14 protein-coding genes and 1 pseudogene are annotated in these 17,790 nt (G+C 38.3%); 9 read left to right on the forward strand and 6 right to left on the reverse strand.

Annotated features, from left to right (window positions below; all coding sequences use genetic code 11):
- Window positions 1-70: 70 nt before the first annotated feature.
- The 3 genes and pseudogenes from BMX11_RS13465 to BMX11_RS13475 all read left to right on the forward strand — a co-directional run bounded on the left by BMX11_RS13465 (window position 71) and on the right by BMX11_RS13475 (window position 1,930).
- A complete protein-coding gene (locus tag BMX11_RS13465; protein WP_175474560.1) occupies window positions 71-1,117 on the forward strand; it encodes a 3-oxoacyl-ACP synthase III family protein in 1,047 nt (348 codons plus the stop codon).
- Window positions 1,118-1,293: 176 nt separating this feature from the next.
- A pseudogene (locus BMX11_RS24835) lies at window positions 1,294-1,467 on the forward strand (type II toxin-antitoxin system HicA family toxin); the annotation flags it as partial.
- A 70-nt stretch (window positions 1,468-1,537) separates the two neighbouring features.
- Complete coding sequence (locus BMX11_RS13475) at window positions 1,538-1,930, forward strand: hypothetical protein (protein ID WP_090885147.1); 393 nt, start codon at window positions 1,538-1,540, stop codon at window positions 1,928-1,930.
- A gap of 184 nt (window positions 1,931-2,114) precedes the next feature.
- Here the strand turns inward: BMX11_RS13475 and BMX11_RS13480 are convergent, their stop codons facing one another.
- Window positions 2,115-4,559, reverse strand: coding sequence for a BamA/TamA family outer membrane protein (locus BMX11_RS13480; protein ID WP_090885148.1), 2,445 nt, complete (start codon window positions 4,557-4,559; stop codon window positions 2,115-2,117).
- Window positions 4,525-5,553, reverse strand: coding sequence for a hypothetical protein (locus tag BMX11_RS13485; RefSeq protein WP_090885149.1), 1,029 nt, complete (start codon window positions 5,551-5,553; stop codon window positions 4,525-4,527). Before BMX11_RS13485 ends, BMX11_RS13480 begins: the two co-directional genes overlap by 35 nt.
- 31 nt (window positions 5,554-5,584) lie before the next feature.
- Here BMX11_RS13485 and dtd point away from each other — a divergent pair, with 31 nt between their 5' ends.
- From dtd to BMX11_RS13500, 3 genes are read left to right on the forward strand one after another with little or no spacing between them, the layout of a single operon-like run.
- On the forward strand, window positions 5,585-6,037 hold the full coding sequence (gene dtd / locus BMX11_RS13490; protein ID WP_090885150.1) for a D-aminoacyl-tRNA deacylase: 453 nt from the start codon (window positions 5,585-5,587) through the stop codon (window positions 6,035-6,037).
- Between the two features lie 22 nt (window positions 6,038-6,059).
- Window positions 6,060-7,610, forward strand: coding sequence for an ArnT family glycosyltransferase (locus BMX11_RS13495; RefSeq protein WP_090885151.1), 1,551 nt, complete (start codon window positions 6,060-6,062; stop codon window positions 7,608-7,610).
- Window positions 7,600-7,926, forward strand: a complete 327-nt coding sequence (locus tag BMX11_RS13500) for a nucleotide pyrophosphohydrolase (protein WP_090885152.1) — start codon at window positions 7,600-7,602, stop codon at window positions 7,924-7,926. The genes BMX11_RS13495 and BMX11_RS13500 overlap by 11 nt, the downstream gene beginning before the upstream one ends.
- Window positions 7,927-7,941: 15 nt before the next feature.
- Here the strand turns inward: BMX11_RS13500 and BMX11_RS13505 are convergent, their stop codons facing one another.
- Window positions 7,942-8,244: a DUF4286 family protein gene (locus BMX11_RS13505; RefSeq protein WP_090885153.1), complete on the reverse strand. Its 303-nt coding sequence runs from the start codon at window positions 8,242-8,244 to the stop codon at window positions 7,942-7,944.
- A gap of 150 nt (window positions 8,245-8,394) precedes the next feature.
- Window positions 8,395-10,218: a tetratricopeptide repeat protein gene (locus BMX11_RS13510; protein ID WP_090885155.1), complete on the reverse strand. Its 1,824-nt coding sequence runs from the start codon at window positions 10,216-10,218 to the stop codon at window positions 8,395-8,397.
- A gap of 228 nt (window positions 10,219-10,446) precedes the next feature.
- Between BMX11_RS13510 and BMX11_RS13515 the strand changes: the two genes are divergently transcribed.
- The 3 genes from BMX11_RS13515 (at window position 10,447) to BMX11_RS13525 (ending at window position 14,775) form a co-directional block, all read left to right on the forward strand.
- The gene (locus BMX11_RS13515) at window positions 10,447-12,333 is read left to right on the forward strand and encodes a S9 family peptidase (protein WP_090885156.1); all 1,887 of its coding nucleotides are present in this window, start codon (window positions 10,447-10,449) and stop codon (window positions 12,331-12,333) included.
- A 3-nt stretch (window positions 12,334-12,336) separates the two neighbouring features.
- Window positions 12,337-14,010 carry a sensor histidine kinase gene (locus tag BMX11_RS13520; protein ID WP_090885157.1) on the forward strand — a complete coding sequence of 558 codons (1,674 nt, stop codon included), beginning with the start codon at window positions 12,337-12,339 and terminating at the stop codon, window positions 14,008-14,010.
- Between the two features lie 75 nt (window positions 14,011-14,085).
- Window positions 14,086-14,775, forward strand: coding sequence for a response regulator transcription factor (locus BMX11_RS13525; RefSeq protein ID WP_090885158.1), 690 nt, complete (start codon window positions 14,086-14,088; stop codon window positions 14,773-14,775).
- 142 nt (window positions 14,776-14,917) lie between these two features.
- On the opposite strand, the gene BMX11_RS13530 is transcribed toward BMX11_RS13525, so the two are convergent.
- Together BMX11_RS13530 and BMX11_RS13535 are read right to left on the reverse strand one after the other, a co-directional pair.
- Window positions 14,918-16,174: a metallophosphoesterase gene (locus BMX11_RS13530; RefSeq protein WP_090885159.1), complete on the reverse strand. Its 1,257-nt coding sequence runs from the start codon at window positions 16,172-16,174 to the stop codon at window positions 14,918-14,920.
- An 89-nt stretch (window positions 16,175-16,263) separates the two neighbouring features.
- Window positions 16,264-17,748 carry a sigma 54-interacting transcriptional regulator gene (locus BMX11_RS13535; RefSeq protein WP_090885160.1) on the reverse strand — a complete coding sequence of 495 codons (1,485 nt, stop codon included), beginning with the start codon at window positions 17,746-17,748 and terminating at the stop codon, window positions 16,264-16,266.
- Between the last annotated feature and the right edge of the window lie 42 nt (window positions 17,749-17,790).

A 17,790-nucleotide genomic window follows, 5' to 3' on the forward strand; every position in this document is an offset into this window, starting at 1 on the left:
AGTCTCATATCTCACATCTCATATCTTTTTTATTAACTACCTTTGTACGACCAAATTATAAATAATGACCATGCACCAATCTAAAATTGCGGGAATAGGGTATTACGTTCCGAAAAATGTATATACCAATAACGATTTGAGCCGTTTCATGGAGACCAGTGATGAATGGATTCAGGAGCGTACAGGAATCAGAGAGCGGAGGTTTGCAGATCGGAATGAGGAAACGACTACAACCATGGGTATTGAGGCTGCTAAAATAGCCATCGAACGTGCTGGTGTTACAGCTAAAGATATTGATTTTATTGTTTTTGCTACGCTAAGTCCGGATTACTACTTTCCGGGATGTGGTGTTTTATTGCAGCGAGAAATGGGGATGGGTGAGATTGGCGCGCTGGATATCCGCAATCAATGCTCAGGTTTTGTTTATGCCTTATCTGTAGCAGATCAGTTTGTAAAAACAGGGATGTATAAAAACGTACTCGTAGTTGGGAGTGAGAAGCATTCCTTTGCAATGGATTTTGAAACCCGTAGCAGAAACGTGTCGGTTATTTTTGGCGATGGTGCAGGTGCAGTGGTTCTACAACCTACTGATGAACCAGGAAAGGGAATCTTAAGTACGCACCTACATAGTGATGGAGCTGATGCCGAGATTTTGGCGATGTATTATCCAGGCTCTCATGCCAATAAATGGATGAAGGATAAACCTGCTTTTCCCGATCAGGAGCTGGGTGGTTTATTTATGACTGAAGAAATATTGAATAGTGGAGCGGCATTACCTTATATGGATGGCCCTGCAGTATTTAAGAAAGCGGTTGTAAAATTCCCTGAGGTTATTAAAGAAGCCTTAGCAGCCAATAACCTTACCGAAAAGGATATTGATATGCTGGTACCCCATCAGGCTAATTTACGAATCAGTCAATATGTGCAACAACTGTTGGGCTTAAACGACGAACAGGTTTTTAATAATATTCAAAAATACGGTAATACTACAGCAGCATCTGTTCCTATTGCCCTTTGCGAAGCCTGGGAAGCCGGAAAAATTAAAGATGGCGATCTGGTTTGCCTGGCTGCTTTCGGCTCTGGCTTTACCTGGGCTAGTGCGTTGATTAGGTGGTAAGAGCTTATAAAGAGCAAAGAACAAGTAGCAAAGAATAAAGACTAAAGCGCTGTATTTAATTTATTGCAATATAGAAGTATAAAATAGTTTACTTTTATTTTATTGTAATTTGGTATACTATTGTTTACTTTTGTTGTTATGGTATTGGTAACAAGGAGAAATGAAGCGAACTTAAGCGCAAACTGAAGGATGGAGGTTTTGTTTTCCTCAGAGAAGCAAAAGGTAGTCATGAGATTTGGCACCATCCTGATAGACCCAACAGTGAGATGGTTCTCACTAGCCATAATTCTAAAGAAGTAGGTACTACAGGTCTAGCTCATAAATTACTTAAACAGGCAGGGCTAAAATAGCCTCAAGTAATGCAAATCCCCGTTATAAACCGTTTTATGGTAGTTTTTAAATCATTTAAGGCAGTACGAAATGTCAAAAATTGAATTTATAGTAGAAAAGACCGATACAGGTTTTTCTGCGTATGCTTCGGATGAGTCGTTTCCCATAGGAACTTCAGGAGACGATGTAACAGAATTAAAAAAAAATATTGTTGATGCTTACAACTCCTATGCTGAAATTAAAGGCCTAAAGGAAGTTTCCATCAACGATATATTGATCACATTGGACGTTAAACAGTTCTTTGATTATTATAAGATCATAAATGCAAGTGCTCTTGGGGCCATGATAGGTATGGATAAGACATTGATTTCTCAATATGCTAATGGCCATAAAAAACCGGGGCCAAAACAAATTGATAGGATCTTAACGGGTATTAGGCAATTGGGACAGGAGCTTTCCTCGTTAAATCTATCTATTTCATAAGGTAGACGCAAGTAGCCAGGCAAGTGCAGAAACTAAACTTAATACGCTCTTACTATAATGTAGCTAAGCAGGGCTAACCAAAGAATTAAGAATTGGGGTCAAACCAACTCTTAATTCTCTGATTGATTTTCTTATTTTATAAATACAGAATCGGCACCAAGACTTAAGCCTCGGACTTATAAGCCTATTTTCCAATGAAATCTCCCAAATAACTACACTCACCAGAAGCCTTCTGATAGAATGGCGTTTGTTTGTATTTTAATCTTAACTCTTTGAAGTAGGGGTTGTTATAGTTGGCTGCTATAAAGTCTTTGAACTTTACATCGTCTTTATCATACCAACTAAACGACAATGGATAGGCATTCAGGATGATTTGTTTTTGCGCACATTTGGCCAACATAAAAGTACATTTTGCCTTAAAATCTGGGTCAGTGCTCAATGTTCGTGCTTTCAAATACCAGGCTTTAGCGGTTTGGGCTTTTTTATAATCTACATCATAGTTGTATTTAGGCTTACTGAAATTATCATAGGACGACCAGTCATAGCTAATTAAAAACCAGCTGTTGCCATAATATCCGGTTTGGTAAACCGCATTAGCCATTTTATAATAATAGTAAGCTGCATTTTTCTTATCAGTAACCGTTAGTTTTTGCAAACGCAGCATTTGTTGGGCGAAGGTTTTTTTAGTGGTAGCGGTTTTGCTACTGGCGTAATTTTTAGGGTAATCTTTAATGGTTTCGATAAACGGGTTAGCAAAAAGTTTATTGTCATCACCAGCGTACCAGTTTTGCGGACTGAAGTACTGATACGCAGGAGATATTTTGCTGAACATTTCTACTGCCTTATCATATTGGTGTGTTCTGAGGTAAGTTGTACCATAAAGCTCGTAAAAATCGTCATTGCTGAGTTGATTTAAACCCTTTGATAATAAACCAAGCATATCTTCCGAGCCAGACTTAGCTTTGTAAGCACTCAGGTTTTGCATGCTTTTAGGACTTAAATAGCGCTGCCAGAAAGATAGAGTTTGGTAGCTCATATTTTTAAAAAGCGAATTTTGTGACAAGGTTTTGTATTTCAAATCACCCTTAACCATTGCTAATGCAGCTTTAGCCGTATCGCCTAAACTCAGGTAGGCTGGTGCTAAAATTTGCTGGTAGAAATTCCTGGTAGTCAGTGTAAATCTCTTATCGGCATTGCCCCATGAATCGTAATAATCCCCTTTGGGCGCTACAGGGTTTTCAGCAAACCTTTTTTCATCTAACCACTTTAAACTGGCTACTAATTCATTTTCATTAAAAGGACTTCCTTTTTTTATTTTGCTCGATTCGCAAAGCAACTTTACAATTCTGATCTGATCTTTTAATCTTGCTGAAAGTTTATCCGGATTTTTAATGCTGGTTAAATATAAAGTTCCCTGATCGGGCTTGTTTTCAATCCACGATAAGTAAGCTGCCGTAACGTAACCTAAATCGGGCTCTGCATATTTCTTCTCTTTGGCCAGTTTTAATGAAAAATCTTTGGTTGCCAGGAGATGTTTTAAGTTCACCGCTTTTAGACTGTCGTTGTATTTAGCAGATCTTCCTTCGTCAAAATAATAGCTATAGGATACCTTTGCGATATCACTGCTTTTAATCAGTGCTTCTTCTAATTTATTTACTTCTCTTAACAGCAGTACGCCATTAATTACATTCTTAGGATCCAATAAATAAACTTTGTTTAGGCTTTTAAGGTCATAATCGTAATTACCAAAACCATTAATGGCCCAGATATTGGCAATTTCTGCATCGCCTTTTGCATATTTTAGTGCAGCATCTGCGGGAGCACCAGTATAATAGTAATTTCTGTAGGCCTGGTTTCTACGCTCTGGGTTAGAATTAAAGACCTTGGAAAATAAATAAGCAGATTGACCAGGATTGCCGGTTTTTCTAACTGCACCTGCATAAAGTGCCAATCCCCAGCCTTTTACCGGGCTATTGCCTTTCGCATTTTTGATATATTGTTCATAAGTGCTTTTACACGCGGGGTAGTTTCCTGCGTAATGAGACATCCGGGCTGCCTGATAGGCGTAACGAAGCTTTAAGAAATCATCTTTTGAAGTTGAAAGCAGTTTTGAAGCCTCTTCAGCTTTATTTTGCATGGCAGAAGTATCCCGGGGTTTTGGATCCCATAAATCAAAGGCTACATTAGCCAATGGCTCACAGGCTTTAGCGAACTGATAGTATTGAAGCAGATCTTTTTTCTTTGCCAGAGCTTGCACAAATGTATTGCGTTGAAGGCTATCGGGCAACGCACTTGTATTCCCATTGAATGCCAATAGTTTCACATCGGTGGCACTATCTGTTTTATACATCACTTGTTTTACATCCTGCTCCTTTATGTTAAGGTGTTTAGCCCAGTCTTCACTGTTCACATCCGATTCGGATTTAACCTCCTGGTCGTCATAAAGAGAAACCATTTTGTTGAATGCAAAAGGCGCATATTCATCGCCCTGAATGTTGTTGTGGAAATAGGTAATGTAATAATCGTAAGGATCTGATTCACCACCGCAGGCGATATTTACGGCAATTTCTCCAAAATAAAAAAGTAAGAAAACGCTAGAAATTAGCGATAACTTTTTGAAAGTCGTCATGGGTATAATGTTTTAATAGGTCGGTGTCTAGATGATAAAAAACCAGGTTTCGATCATCTGGCTTTAAATATCGGGATAAAAATTTAGAAGTGGCAAGCAAATCATCGGCAGTAATCTCTTCCCAGCGCACTACATCACCTTTTTTAAGCCCGGCTTGCGGAAGGTTAACCAAGAGGTCGAATAATATTGATGATCCCCTTCGCTTAAACATTCTCGGATCTAAAATCTGCTGCTTGTTCAGGCGTTTAGAGATCCCTGCATACGCTTTATTTCTAAAAATAACCGCCCATTCAAATATCGGCAAGGCCACATCTAACTTCAGCGGATAATTTTCCAGATATTTCTTGAGGTAAGTGTCCATTTCTTTTAAATCTAAAATGGAATTCTGTTCGCCGTACTTGCGCAGGTTTCCCATGTTATAGCACATTAAAATGGCTTTTTTTACAGGAGGAATGCCACTAGAAACAATATTTTTTACCTGGTGCAGGCGTAAAGTAACCGATATCAATTTACTTTTTAATAAAGGTTGATCCTGAAGTTGGCGCAAAAAAGTAAAATAACTATCTCTTGTGGTTTTGGTCCAGTCACAATCAATTTGGAGTTCCGAATAATTGTTTTTTCCTGCTTGTTTAACCTTTGCATCAACAAATTTGGCAATATGGTTGGCTAGCACGTTGCTTTTAGTCGAATCGATGGTGTTGAATAAGTTATTTACCAGGTAAACCACAGGTATAATGGTAGTTTTGGCAGGTATGGGGTCTTGAAAAGTAATGGGCGAAACCGGTGCCGGTTCTAAAGTATTGGGATCGATATCTACGTCCATTATCCGAACATAAAGCGCAGGCGATTTAAATCTATTGAGGTAATCTGTTTCTACTTTTTTATCCTGATAAATGGTTTTCCAGTAATAGAAAGTGGGGTGTATTATAGATTTCTCCCTGCAACCTGCCACCAATAAAAATGTAGAAATTATTAAAATACCTATCTTGCGCATATCAATTTTATTCCTCCAAAAATAGTATAAAATGCGGGCAGTTTTACAAAGGGTTACACAAGCAAGTTGCGTTGTTGATGGAAATACCACAGGCGAGATTAACAAGGGATTTTTAGTTTTATTGGGAATTGAGGAAGCCGATACAGCTGAAGATTTAGATTGGCTGGCTCAAAAAATTGTGGGTATGCGGATATTTGGCGATGAAAATGACCTGATGAATAAATCTATTGCAGATGTGAATGGAGATATTTTACTGATTAGTCAGTTTACCTTATTTGCCTCCACTAAAAAGGGAAACAGGCCAGGGTTTACGCGTGCGGCTAAGCCCAATGTGGCCATTCCGCTATATGAAGAAATGATTGTGAAGCTGGCTGCTTTAACCAATAAAAAGATTGAAACCGGCATTTTTGGTGCAGACATGAAAATCTCACTAGTTAACGATGGGCCAGTTACCATCATGATTGATACCAAGAACAAGGAATAAGGGAATATTTAATTGGCAGATTATGCAAGAACCAACGGGAAATAACAATCCTCTATATAAAGATCAGTTGATATTGTCTTTTTTTCTGTTGCTCAAAATTGTTTTGTCTTTCCTGTTGATAAATAACATTTATGAACTTCATCGGGATGAATTTTTACACCTGGATCAGGCTAATCATCTGGCTGCCGGATATACCTCCGTTCCCCCTTTAACCGCTATTTTCTCTTGGTTGATTAAGATTTTAGGTAATGGCTATTTTTGGATAAAGCTCTTTCCTGCGTTGTTTGGCGCATGGACCATCTACTTTTGCTGGAAAACTATTGAGCTGTTAAAAGGCAATCTTTTGGCCAGGTGTTTGGTGTCCATAGCTTGTTTGTGTTCGGCTTTTTTAAGGTTAAATACGCTTTACCAGCCTAACTCTTTTGACGTGCTGGCCTGGACAGCTGTATTTTATTTCCTCCTGGTTTATTTTGAACAAAAAGATTACCGGGCAATTTATTTGGTGATCATTTGGGTGGCTTTAGGTTTTCTCAATAAATACAATATTCTCTTTCTGCTGGTTGGATTATTGCCGTCACTTTTGATTACAACCAGACGAAATGTTTTTACCGATAAACACTTCTATTTTGCAGCAGCCTTAGGTTTGATACTTATCGCTCCTAATTTAATTTGGCAAGTCAATCATCACTTTCCGGTTATTAGTCATATGAAGGAACTGCAAAGGAGCCAGTTGGTTAACGTAAGTCGGGTTGATTTTTTATGGCATCAGGTACTCTTCTTTGCGAACGCTATTTTTATCTTATTCGCAGGGTTACTTAGCTTAATTTTTTACAAGCCCTTTAAAGCTTATCGATGGGTGATATTAACTTATATCTTTACCCTTACCGTGTTTTGTTATTTCAGGGCGAAAGATTACTATGCACTTGGTTTATATCCCATAATACTTGTTTTTGGAGCAAGCTACCTGGGAGAGAAGTTGGCTCAGCGTAAAATACTAACAGGCTTATTGGTTTTGTTTACCGTTGGTTCGTTTATTTATATTTTGCCGCTGATTATGCCTGTATATTCACCCAAACAAATCGTTGCCCATCAACAGCGATTTAAAAGGGTAGGAGCTTTACGCTGGGAAGACGGAAAAAATCATCAGCTGCCTCAAGATTACGCAGATATGCAAGGTTGGAAGGAATTGGCACATCTCGCAGATATGGCTTATGCACAAGTGAAGGATAGGTCGGAGGTATTGGTAAGGGCAGATAATTATGGCGAGGCTGGTGCAGTTAATTATTACTCCAGGTTTAAAAGCATCAATACAGTTTCATACAATGCCGATTATTTATACTGGTTTAAGTTGGATAAGGAGATAAAACATCTGATTTTAATCAGAGAACCCAATGAAGAGGATCCAGAGCGAAAGAAGGAAAGACCCTTTTTTGAGAAAATTACCAAAATCGGTGAAGTAACGAACCCCTATGCCCGAGAAAAGGGTGCAAGCGTTTTCTTACTTGAAAATGCGAAGATTGATATTAACAGCAGAATTGAACAAGAAATACAAGAAGAGCAAAATGACCATTAAAGAAGCACAAGAAACCGTAGATCAATGGATTAATTCCACTGGAATCCGTTATTTTAATGAATTAACCAATACGGCAATCCTCATGGAAGAAGTAGGGGAGGTAGCCCGTATTATGGCCAGAAAGTATGGTGAACAATCTTTTAAGAAAAGTGATGAAGAGGTGAATCTGGCAGATGAAATGGCTGATGTAATGTTTGTGCTGATTTGCCTGGCCAATCAAACCGGAATAGATTTAACCGAAGCATTAGCGCAGAATCTTCAAAAGAAAAGTATCCGTGATGCAGACCGACACAAGAATAATCAGAAACTGCGCTAATTTTTAGGGCTAAAGTTATCCTACAAATTCCATTAAAGTACGGTAAGCCACGAAACGATTTTTATATCTTTCGTTTAGCTCTGCCTGTAATGCAGGAGCATATTTTTCCTGGTACTCATTATAAAGTGCAAGGTTATCTGCAACATATTGGGCGCAATAGGTAACTCCTTCATTCGGCGAATCGAGTACCTTGAGCAGGCGGTGAGAGGCAAACATGCCCGTTCCCATGACCTGTGGTATGTGTATATCTTGCATCCATTGAAGCCACTCCTCGGCTACTGAATCTTCTAAAATTAAAGTTACGTTGTATAAAAGCATATGCAAAGATAAGAATGATAGAATTAATGAGTGACTGAATTAATTAATGAGTGGATGAGTGAATGACTGGATGATTGAATGATTGGATGAGTGAATGAGTGGATGTGGGAATGAACTAATGACCAATGCCTAATGAACTAATGAACCAAATCAAACCCCATCACCTCTAAGCGTTCTGAATCTTTTTCTGGCTTCTGCACTAAACATACTTCCCGGGTAATCGGTAATTAATTTTTGGAAGTAGAGCTTAGCCTGCACAATGTCATTCAGCTTCTTCTCGTAAAGATCAGCAAGGGTAAATAAAGCATCATCAGTCCAAATGCCGTCCTTAAAATCTTCTGTTATTTTTTTAAGAATATCTGCTGCTTTTTGAAACTCATTGGCTTTAATAAAAATTTTGGACTTGCTCATCATAATCGCATCAGACAAGCTGTTCTGCGGGTAAGCAACATTAATGCTGTCTAGTTTTTTTATCGCTTGGGCAGGAAGATTTCTGAAAGTCAGCATTTCTGCATCTGCATACATTTTTAAAGCATTACTATCTGCAGGGGTTTGAATATTGTCAGAAATTAACAGGCTTAAGTTAAGTGCGTCATTGGCAATCAGTTGCGAGGTTGCAGATTTAAGAACCAGACATTGACCATTGCTATATTCGAAATTTCCCTGATAAAAGGAGAGCTTTGCACTACGAAAACGGGCTTCATTTCCAATGGGCTGTCCTTCAAACTGTTTGCTAACCTGTTCATAAACTAAAAAAGCTTCCCAGGGTTGGTTGGTTAAGATGTACACATCACCAAGGTCAAGTTTAATTTGCCCGATATCCTGAAGTGTAAGTCCAGGGAATTGCAGGGCGGCTTCCAGTGCGGTTTCAGCCTTAGATGGTTGATTTAGGTAGTATGCCTGGAGATTGGCCAGTCGCTTTATCGCAAACAATGTTCCTTTATTCTTCCCATTCTCCTCCATTAAAACCTCATAATCTTTAGCTAATAATTCTAAATCGGCCACATTGTACTTGCCCGAAAGTTGTAAATTATATTTGGTATTCAGGAGCTCAATTTTGGAAGGAAGATAATACTGATTCTCTTTTCCCTTGGTTAAAAGGTATTCGTAAGCTTTAATCGCCGTTTCGTAAGCATTGTTATCCACAAAAGTGTAAACGGTGTTGAAAAGCATCGTGCCATCCGATTTTGTTCTTTTATCATAGGCAATCAACTGGCGGAGTGCCATGTCGAATTCGCGTTGCTGAATATAATTCCAGGTTAAAAGTTGAACATAGATTTCTGCATCGGGCTCTTTCTGGATTTTCTTAAGAATGCCCACTTGAAAATTCTCGTAATCGCTTTTTTCATCAAAAACCAGGGGTAATACCGATTGTGCCTGTGCCAGGAGCTGGGGCATGGTGCCTATGGCATCCAGGTATTCCTGCATCAGCATGGGTTTGTCTTTCTTAAAACGATAGATATTTAAAAGCTCAAAAACAAAAAGTTGATCATTATTTAATAGTTTTCTACCCTGTTTAAAGGTTTGCACAGCGAAATCGTAATTTTCAAAACGGTAGAAATTATTGGCCAGCATCCGGATCTTAAATTCATCCTTGGGTAGTTTATTAATAATGTCCGTAAACACCTTGTTGGCACCTTGTACATCGCCCTTTTCCTGATAGAGTTTCCCCAGGGCTATAGGATAAAGATCAGAAGTTGGATTTTGCCTGATTGCTTTTTTGGCTACTTTCTCAGCCACTTCGTACCGTTTTAATTTCAGTAGTGCACTAAAATAGAGGTCAAAATAGGCCTCGTTATTAGGAGAAGAAAACAGCTTTTCCAAAAGGACCACCGCTTTTTCATAATCTCCGTCCTGGTAATATTGAACCGCCAAGGCACTTTCATCCTGAGCCATTTGCTGACCTTGCCGGAAGACCTGAGCAGATGCATCAACGGTTAAAAAGAGCAGAAGGAACAAAATCAAGCGGTTCATACATCAAATTTATATGGTTTAAATGTAACATTTTAATACATCTTTCAATAAAGCTTAAATAACAATAAAACGTATTTTAAATGTTACTTGTATTGTGTTTTGTGTCTATTTTATAAATACTAAATTGAACCCGACCATATTTTACCCCGTGATAAGGTAACATTGTTGGTGTATAACTTTTTTAAGCAATCGGGATAGTTATTTTTGTTACCCCGTTAAGGTTTTTTTATGTTGAAGAGAATAATAGTGTTGGTATTAATCGTATTGGTTTGGGCTTGTAAGGGTTTCAAAGAAGAGAAGATTATACCTGTGGATGATTTCTTCAAAACACAGGACAAGGCTTATTATCGTATCTCACCAGATGGTAAAAGCTTGTCGTACCTTAAATTACGCGATAAAAAATTAGATTTATTTGTAGAGAACCTGGCCTCAGGGAGTAGTGTTCAACTTACTCATTTAACAGATAAGAGTATCAGTTTCTACTTTTGGACCAGTAATAATGAGTTGGTTTATTATACTGAGGACGACTCCAATGACAGGAAATCTGATCTTTTTGTGATCAATAAAGATGGCAGCAGACAGGTTCAGCTGAGCTCGAATGAAAAAACGAGGCTTCGCGTAATAGAGGATCAGCTGATTGACGATAAATACATCATTGTCGCTTCTAACAAACGGGATTCTACCGTTTTTGATGTTTACAGGTTAAACGTACGGAATGGGAAAATGGATATTGCAGCCAAAAATCCTGGCAATGTTACCGAGTGGATGACTGACAATAAGGGTGTTTTAAAAATTGCTGTTGCCAGCGATGGTGTAAACGAAACTCTTTTTTATAGAGAAAATGAAAGCCAGCCTTTTAGCCCGGTCATAACCAATAATTTTGAAACAACGTTACAACCGATAGCTTTTTCTGAAGATGAGCCTAACGTGCTGTTTGCCATTTCAAATGTTAACCGTGATAAAAATGCACTGGTTGCGCTTGATTTGAAAACAGGCAAGGAGAAACAGGTGCTGTTTGCTAATGATACCTTGAATGTAGTAGATGCCAAATATTCGCGTACCAAGCGGAAAATGATTTTTGTAACCTGCGAAACCTGGAAAAAAAACAAATTCTATCTGGATGAAAGTACGAAACAAACTTACACCAAGATAGAAAAACTCTTACCCGGTAGCGAGTGGCGGATAATGGATAAGGACAAAGCCGATGGCGTTTTTGTAGTCAGAACCTTTACCGATAGAAATCCGGGATCTTATTATTTATATACCGCCAGCCAGAATAAGCTTAAAAAACTCACTGATATTAATTCTTCTATCAAAGAGGAGGATATGAGTGAAATGAAGCCCATCTGTTACAAAAGCAAAGACGGTTTGAAGATTAACGGCTATTTAACTTTGCCGAAGGGAAAAAAGGCAACAAATTTACCATTGGTTGTTGTTCCACACAATGGACCCGGATTAAGGAATTCATGGGGCTACAATGCCGATGTCCAGTTCCTGGCCAACAGGGGTTATGCAGTGTTGCAGGTTAATTACCGCGGCTCATCAGGGTATGGAAAGGCCTTTTATGCTGCGGGTTTGAAACAATGGAGCGATAAAATTCAGGAGGACGTAAACGATGGTGTGAAATGGTTAGTCGCTAAAAAGATTGTTAACCCCAAAAAGGTAGCCATTTATGGAAATGGTTTGGGCGGATATATTGCACTTAACTGTTTGTATAAAAATCCCGATATTTATGCTTGTGGAGGATCAAACTCAGGTGTCATCAACTTATTCAGCTACCTGAAAACTATTCCACCATTCCTAAAGTCGAATTTACAGATGTACTACGAAATTGTGGGTAACCCCGTAACAGATACAGAATATATGCGTTTTGCATCTCCCGTGTTCCATGCGGATAGGTTTAAATCGCCTGTTTTTATTGCGCAGAACCCTAAAGATCCTCGTGTAAATGTTGCAGAAGGTGTTCAATTTATTAAGGAACTCAAAAAACGTAACGTCCCGGTAACCTATATCGAGAAAGAAGAAGGTCCGAACTGGGTGATTCGTCAACAAAGTAGAACCGCACTTTATAAGGCTTTAGAAGAATTTTTACACAATAACCTAAATAAGAGATAGGTTATGGCCTTGGATAAAAAAGCAGGTTACCGTAAGAATTTTTCATTGGGCATTATCTTTATTGGCTTAATATCGATCCTTTTTATTCTCTCCTTATTCCTGGCTTTTAACTACAGTAAAAAGTCTATCGAGAATGATTTTGTGGCAGAAAAGGTAAATGTACTCGAGCAGAGCATTAAGCCATATAACGATTTCTTTCAGAATAAAATGCCCGAGATTTCCTATTATAACGGCTATCTGGATTCTGCTACAGCTTCAAGATTTGTTGATACCTTAATTTTGAAATATCCTTTTGTATCTAAAGTAACCTTCTACGATACGGAAGTGAAAAACGTTCCGGTTAAGGACGGCGTAAATGCCAATCACCTGGGTATAGGACCAAAGGCCATATTTCAATTCGGCAAGCAGGTAAGCCCTGATTCAATTAAAATCTATTCGGAAGATAACACCCGTTCTTTTAATGTTGGGGATGATTTTAATGCCATGGCTATTAAGCTGGCTACTTTTGTAGAGGATTTGGATACCGCTGCCGTACCTACGCAAGAAGAGCTGTTTACCAATTTTTCTATCGTTAACTCTAATGATAATAAGATTACCTATCTCAATATTCCCAGAAGAGAAGATTTAAAAACTTATAAGGATATGGTGAGAAGGAAACTTGATCCCTCACCAGTGTATCAGCAGGATGTTTTGGTTTTTAAACTTGATGCCAATAAGATTAAGATTGTAAATACAAGGCCATTGCTATATCAAACTATCCGCATAGAGCCTTTAACTTACGATCCTATTGATACATCAGAAGAAAATATTACTACAGAAATTGCACTGCCAGGTGCTTTCTCAGACTTCAAATTGTATCTCATCTCTTCAAAATCATACATTAAGAAGGAGATATTCATTTATTTTATGCCTATTGCCCTGGTGTTACTATTGGTTTACGGTGTATTATTGTTGGTTGCCTTCCTCATTTATCGGAATCTAAACATCAACAGTAAAATGTTTAAGTTGCAATATGATTTTGTGAATAATCTTACGCATGAGTTTAAAACGCCCGTCAGTGTGATTAAAATTGCTGGAAATAACATTAAAAGTGCAACCAGCTTATCTGAACGGGAACTTAACTTATACGGGAAAATCTTAGATGAAGAGGCCGATAAGCTTAATGGCTTAATGAATAAGTTGCTGGCATTTACCCAGATAGAAAACAAAGCCATTAAACTCAATCAGGAAGAAGTTAATATTGAAGATTTTATCGAAAGTACTATCGAATCTCATACCTTAAAACATCCGGATTTTCAGATTACCTATGAGGTGTTGGGCTTTAAAACCTTTATTACCGACCCGGTGTTACTAGGTAGCTTATTCGATAATTTAGCAGAGAATGCCTATAAATATTCTAAGCCAGATCATAAAAAGCTCCATATTTCAGCCAAGCTGATCAAGGGAGTGTTGGTTTTTAGGTTTGCTGATAAAGGAATTGGTATTGCTGCATCGGAATTGAATAATATCTTTAAAAAGTTTTTCCGGATACAGAATGAGTATAACCAAATGGGTAGTGTTGGACTTGGTTTGGCTTTCTGCAAAGAACTGGTTAACTTTATGGAGGGCGAAATTACAGTAAAGAGTAAAGTCGGGACAGGTACAGAGTTTAAAATTGTACTCCCATATAATAATTAAATGGAAATATTATCTCGGTTTTCTTTCTCATCGATAGATGAAAATAGAGCAATGAGGTAATTTAAACACACAAAAATGTCTAAAGAAGTAAAAATATTAATTGTTGAAGATGATGAAAATCTTCGTTTTTTAGTAGCCCATCGTTTAAAAGCCGAAGGTTACATCATTTTAGAAGCCAATGATGGCGAGTCGGGCGAAAGAATGATCTTAGCAGATCAACCCGATATCGTTTTATTAGATTGGATGATGCCAGGCAGACAGGGCGCTGAGGTTTGTGAAAACGTGCGTAAGCAAGGTTTCGAGAACCTGATCATCATGATGACAGCGAAAGCACAAGATGTGGATAAAATTGATGCTTATAACTTTGGTGCATCAGATTACATCACCAAGCCTTTTAATATGGATGTGCTGGTTGCCATGCTGGAAAGTAAAGTGAAATTTATTGTCAATAAGGATTCTGCAGAGATTCACCGCTTTGGCAATATGGAGCATCATCCCAATATCCACACCTTATTTAGAGATGGTAGAAAAATTGAGTTGACCATTCTGGAAAACCGTATTTTGTTGTACTTCTTGCGAAACCCTGGAAAGGTAATTAATCGCGATGAACTAATGTTGGTGGTTTGGGGCTACAACTCTGATGTGAATACCAGAACCTTAGACATGCACATTGTACGTTTACGTAAAAAGATAGAACTTAATCCAGATAATCCTCAGTTATTGCAAACTGTTAGAGGGGTTGGATATCGCTTTAATGCGGGATAAGTTGAAATGATTGAAGGATTGAATTTTGAATGAGAGAATTAGAGAATGAGTGAGTGAATGAATGAAGGATTGAATTTTGAATTTTGAATGGGCTAGGCATCATGCAAATCACTCATTCAAAATTCAGTCATTCACTCATTAATTATGCTCTTTTGAGTGTAAATACAGTAATTTCTGGTAATATCCCAACTCTTCCCGGGTAGCCTAAAAATCCGTAACCTACGTTAACATATAACTGTTGCTTTTGTTCCTGGTATAAGCCTGCCCATTCTTTATAAATATATTGAACGGGGCTCCATTGAGCTTCCTTGAAGCGTACCCCAAATTGCATTCCATGGGTGTGTCCACTAAACATGGCATCTATTTGAGGGTATTTTTGAAGCACTTCTCCTCTCCAGTGCGAAGGATCATGACTTAATAATAATTTTACAGGTAAATCATCGGTGTGCTGTACCGCCAATTCCATTTTGCCATATTTAGGAAAACGTCCCATTCCCCAGTTTTCTATACCTAAAATCCCGATTTCCTCTCCGTCTACCTTTAGCCTGCGGTTTTGGTTCATCAAAAGGTCATAACCCATAATCTTGTGCACATCTATCATATCTTTTAGATTCTTGGTACGCGCAGGTGATGGATTTTTACCGAATGTGTAATCGCCGTAATCATGATTACCTAAAGTAGAATATACACCCAGCGGAGCCTTCACTTTAGCGAAAATATCCTGATAGTCTCTTACTTCATTGGTGAGGTTGTTTACTAAATCACCTGTAAAGAATACAAAATCGGGCTTCTCTGCCAACAACATTTCCACGCCACCCTTTACCGCGGTTTTGTTGTAAAAACTTCCGGAGTGAATATCCGAAATTTGAGCCATAGTAATCCCGTCAAAGGCCTTTGGTAAGTTTGGGAGGATTAGGTTTACTCTTCTAACTTGGTAATCGTAGGCACCAGAAATGATGCCCCAGCTTAAAGAAGTTAAAGGAACAGCTGCGGCAACTAATCCTGCCTTAACTAAAAACTCCGAACGGGTAATAGGCTCTGCCTCACTAATGGGTTCTTTTGCATTAACTTTTTCTTTCTTCCTGATGATTCTGGAAAGTTTAATCAGGCCTCTTCTGAGATCATCTATCAATAAGAAAGGAAGCATAACGATTTTACAGGCAACAGTTAAAAAGAATGCTACCAATATTACTGCACGAAGTGTTAAAAAGAGATTCAGGTAAATTCCTCCAAAAACACCTATAATCAGAAGGATGCTATAGCCCCAATAAAGTATAGCGAACAGCCTTTTAGTGCTGGGTTTCCATTTTTTGAAAACGGCAATTATGGCTTTATAACAGTAAATATCAAAGGCAATGATAAAAATGCTGGCAGCAATGATAAAAGGTAATCTTCCCATTTTAAGCGTAATAGTGATATAAAAAAAGCTTTGAACAATTCTGCAATAGCAGGTTTGTTCAAAGCTAAATAAATTATAGAAATAGATAGTTATCTAAAGTCGTCTTCATCTTCCTGATCAAATTCGGCATTGAACAAGCTTCCAAACATATCGGTAAAGCCAAAACCACCGTTTAAGAAGTTCTTGCTCAACTGTGAATATTCTGCAAGGCCATGCAAAACAAATTCCATTAGCAACAGGGTTTGGTTTTCGCTAAGGCGCGGATGAAACTTTTTCACCAAATCATACAAGCTAGGCACGCTCATTAATACTTTTTTGTATTGAGCATTGGTTAAAGTATCTGTTACATCAAGATTATTTCCTTCAGTAAACCATTCTGCTATCTCGGTGTATGGATTAGCGTTTTTACTCTTCTTTGCCTTTTCCGGATCAGGGAAATATCTCGCAAAATGCGATTTAATAGCCTTTCCAATTAAGGTTGTTGCTACGTGCGCAGGGCCTTCAAGCTCCCCTTCATAAACCAGTTCAATTTTTCCGGTAATGGCTGGAATAATTCCCGCTAAATCTGATAACCGGGCAAAAGTGTCCTTTTCTCCAGCAATAATCATTCGGCGCTCAGCAGTGCTGATTAAATTTTCATAAGCAGAAATGGTCAAACGGGCCGAAACCCCCGACTTCTGATCGATGTATTCACTTTTTCTCGCCTCAAATGCAATCTGCTCAATTAAATCCTTAATTAAACCATCCGTTTCTATACTCGATTTCTGTTCAGCAGTTAACCTAGCCTCCTGGAAGGTGATTTTTCTGGAGATTTCAATACTTTTTGGATAGTGTGTTAAAATCTGACTCTCAATCCGATCTTTTAATGGGGTTACAATGCTTCCACGGTTGGTATAATCTTCCGGGTTGGCTGTAAATACAAACTGAATGTCAAGTGGCAAGCGCAGTTTAAAACCTCTGATTTGAATGTCCTTCTCTTGTAGCATATTAAATAAAGCCACTTGAATACGGGCTTGCAAATCAGGTAATTCATTGATAACAAAAATACCACGGTGAGCCCTTGGGATTAATCCGAAGTGAATTACACGCTCATCATTGTAGGTTAATTTTAATGTCGCTGCCTTTATTGGGTCAACATCTCCGATAAGATCGGCTACTGTTACATCCGGAGTGGCTAATTTCTCTGTGTAACGCTCACTTCTATGTAACCAGGCAATTTCAGTATCATCACCCTTGGTTGCGATCTCATTTTTGGCATACCAGGAAATAGGGTTTAAAGGATCATCGAAAATCTCGCTTCCTGCCACATACGGAATATACTCATCTAACAAATTAACCATCAGGCGGGCAATACGTGTTTTGGCTTGGCCACGTAAACCTAAAAGTAAAATGTTATGTCGTGATAATATAGCAGTTTGAAGTTCCGGAATTACAGTCTCATCATATCCGATAATCCCTTCGAAATCCGCTTTGTTTCCCCGCAGTTTTTTGATCAGGTTTTCCCGCAGTTCTTCTTTTACAGATCTTGATTTATAGTCGGTTGTTTTAAGTTGGCCTAGTGTTGTATTTTGCATTTCGTTGTTTAATGTTTGAAGTTAATTAGAGCGGTTGCTATT

Source organism: Pedobacter rhizosphaerae, assembly GCF_900111155.1.
GTDB classification, from domain to species: domain Bacteria; phylum Bacteroidota; class Bacteroidia; order Sphingobacteriales; family Sphingobacteriaceae; genus Pedobacter; species Pedobacter rhizosphaerae.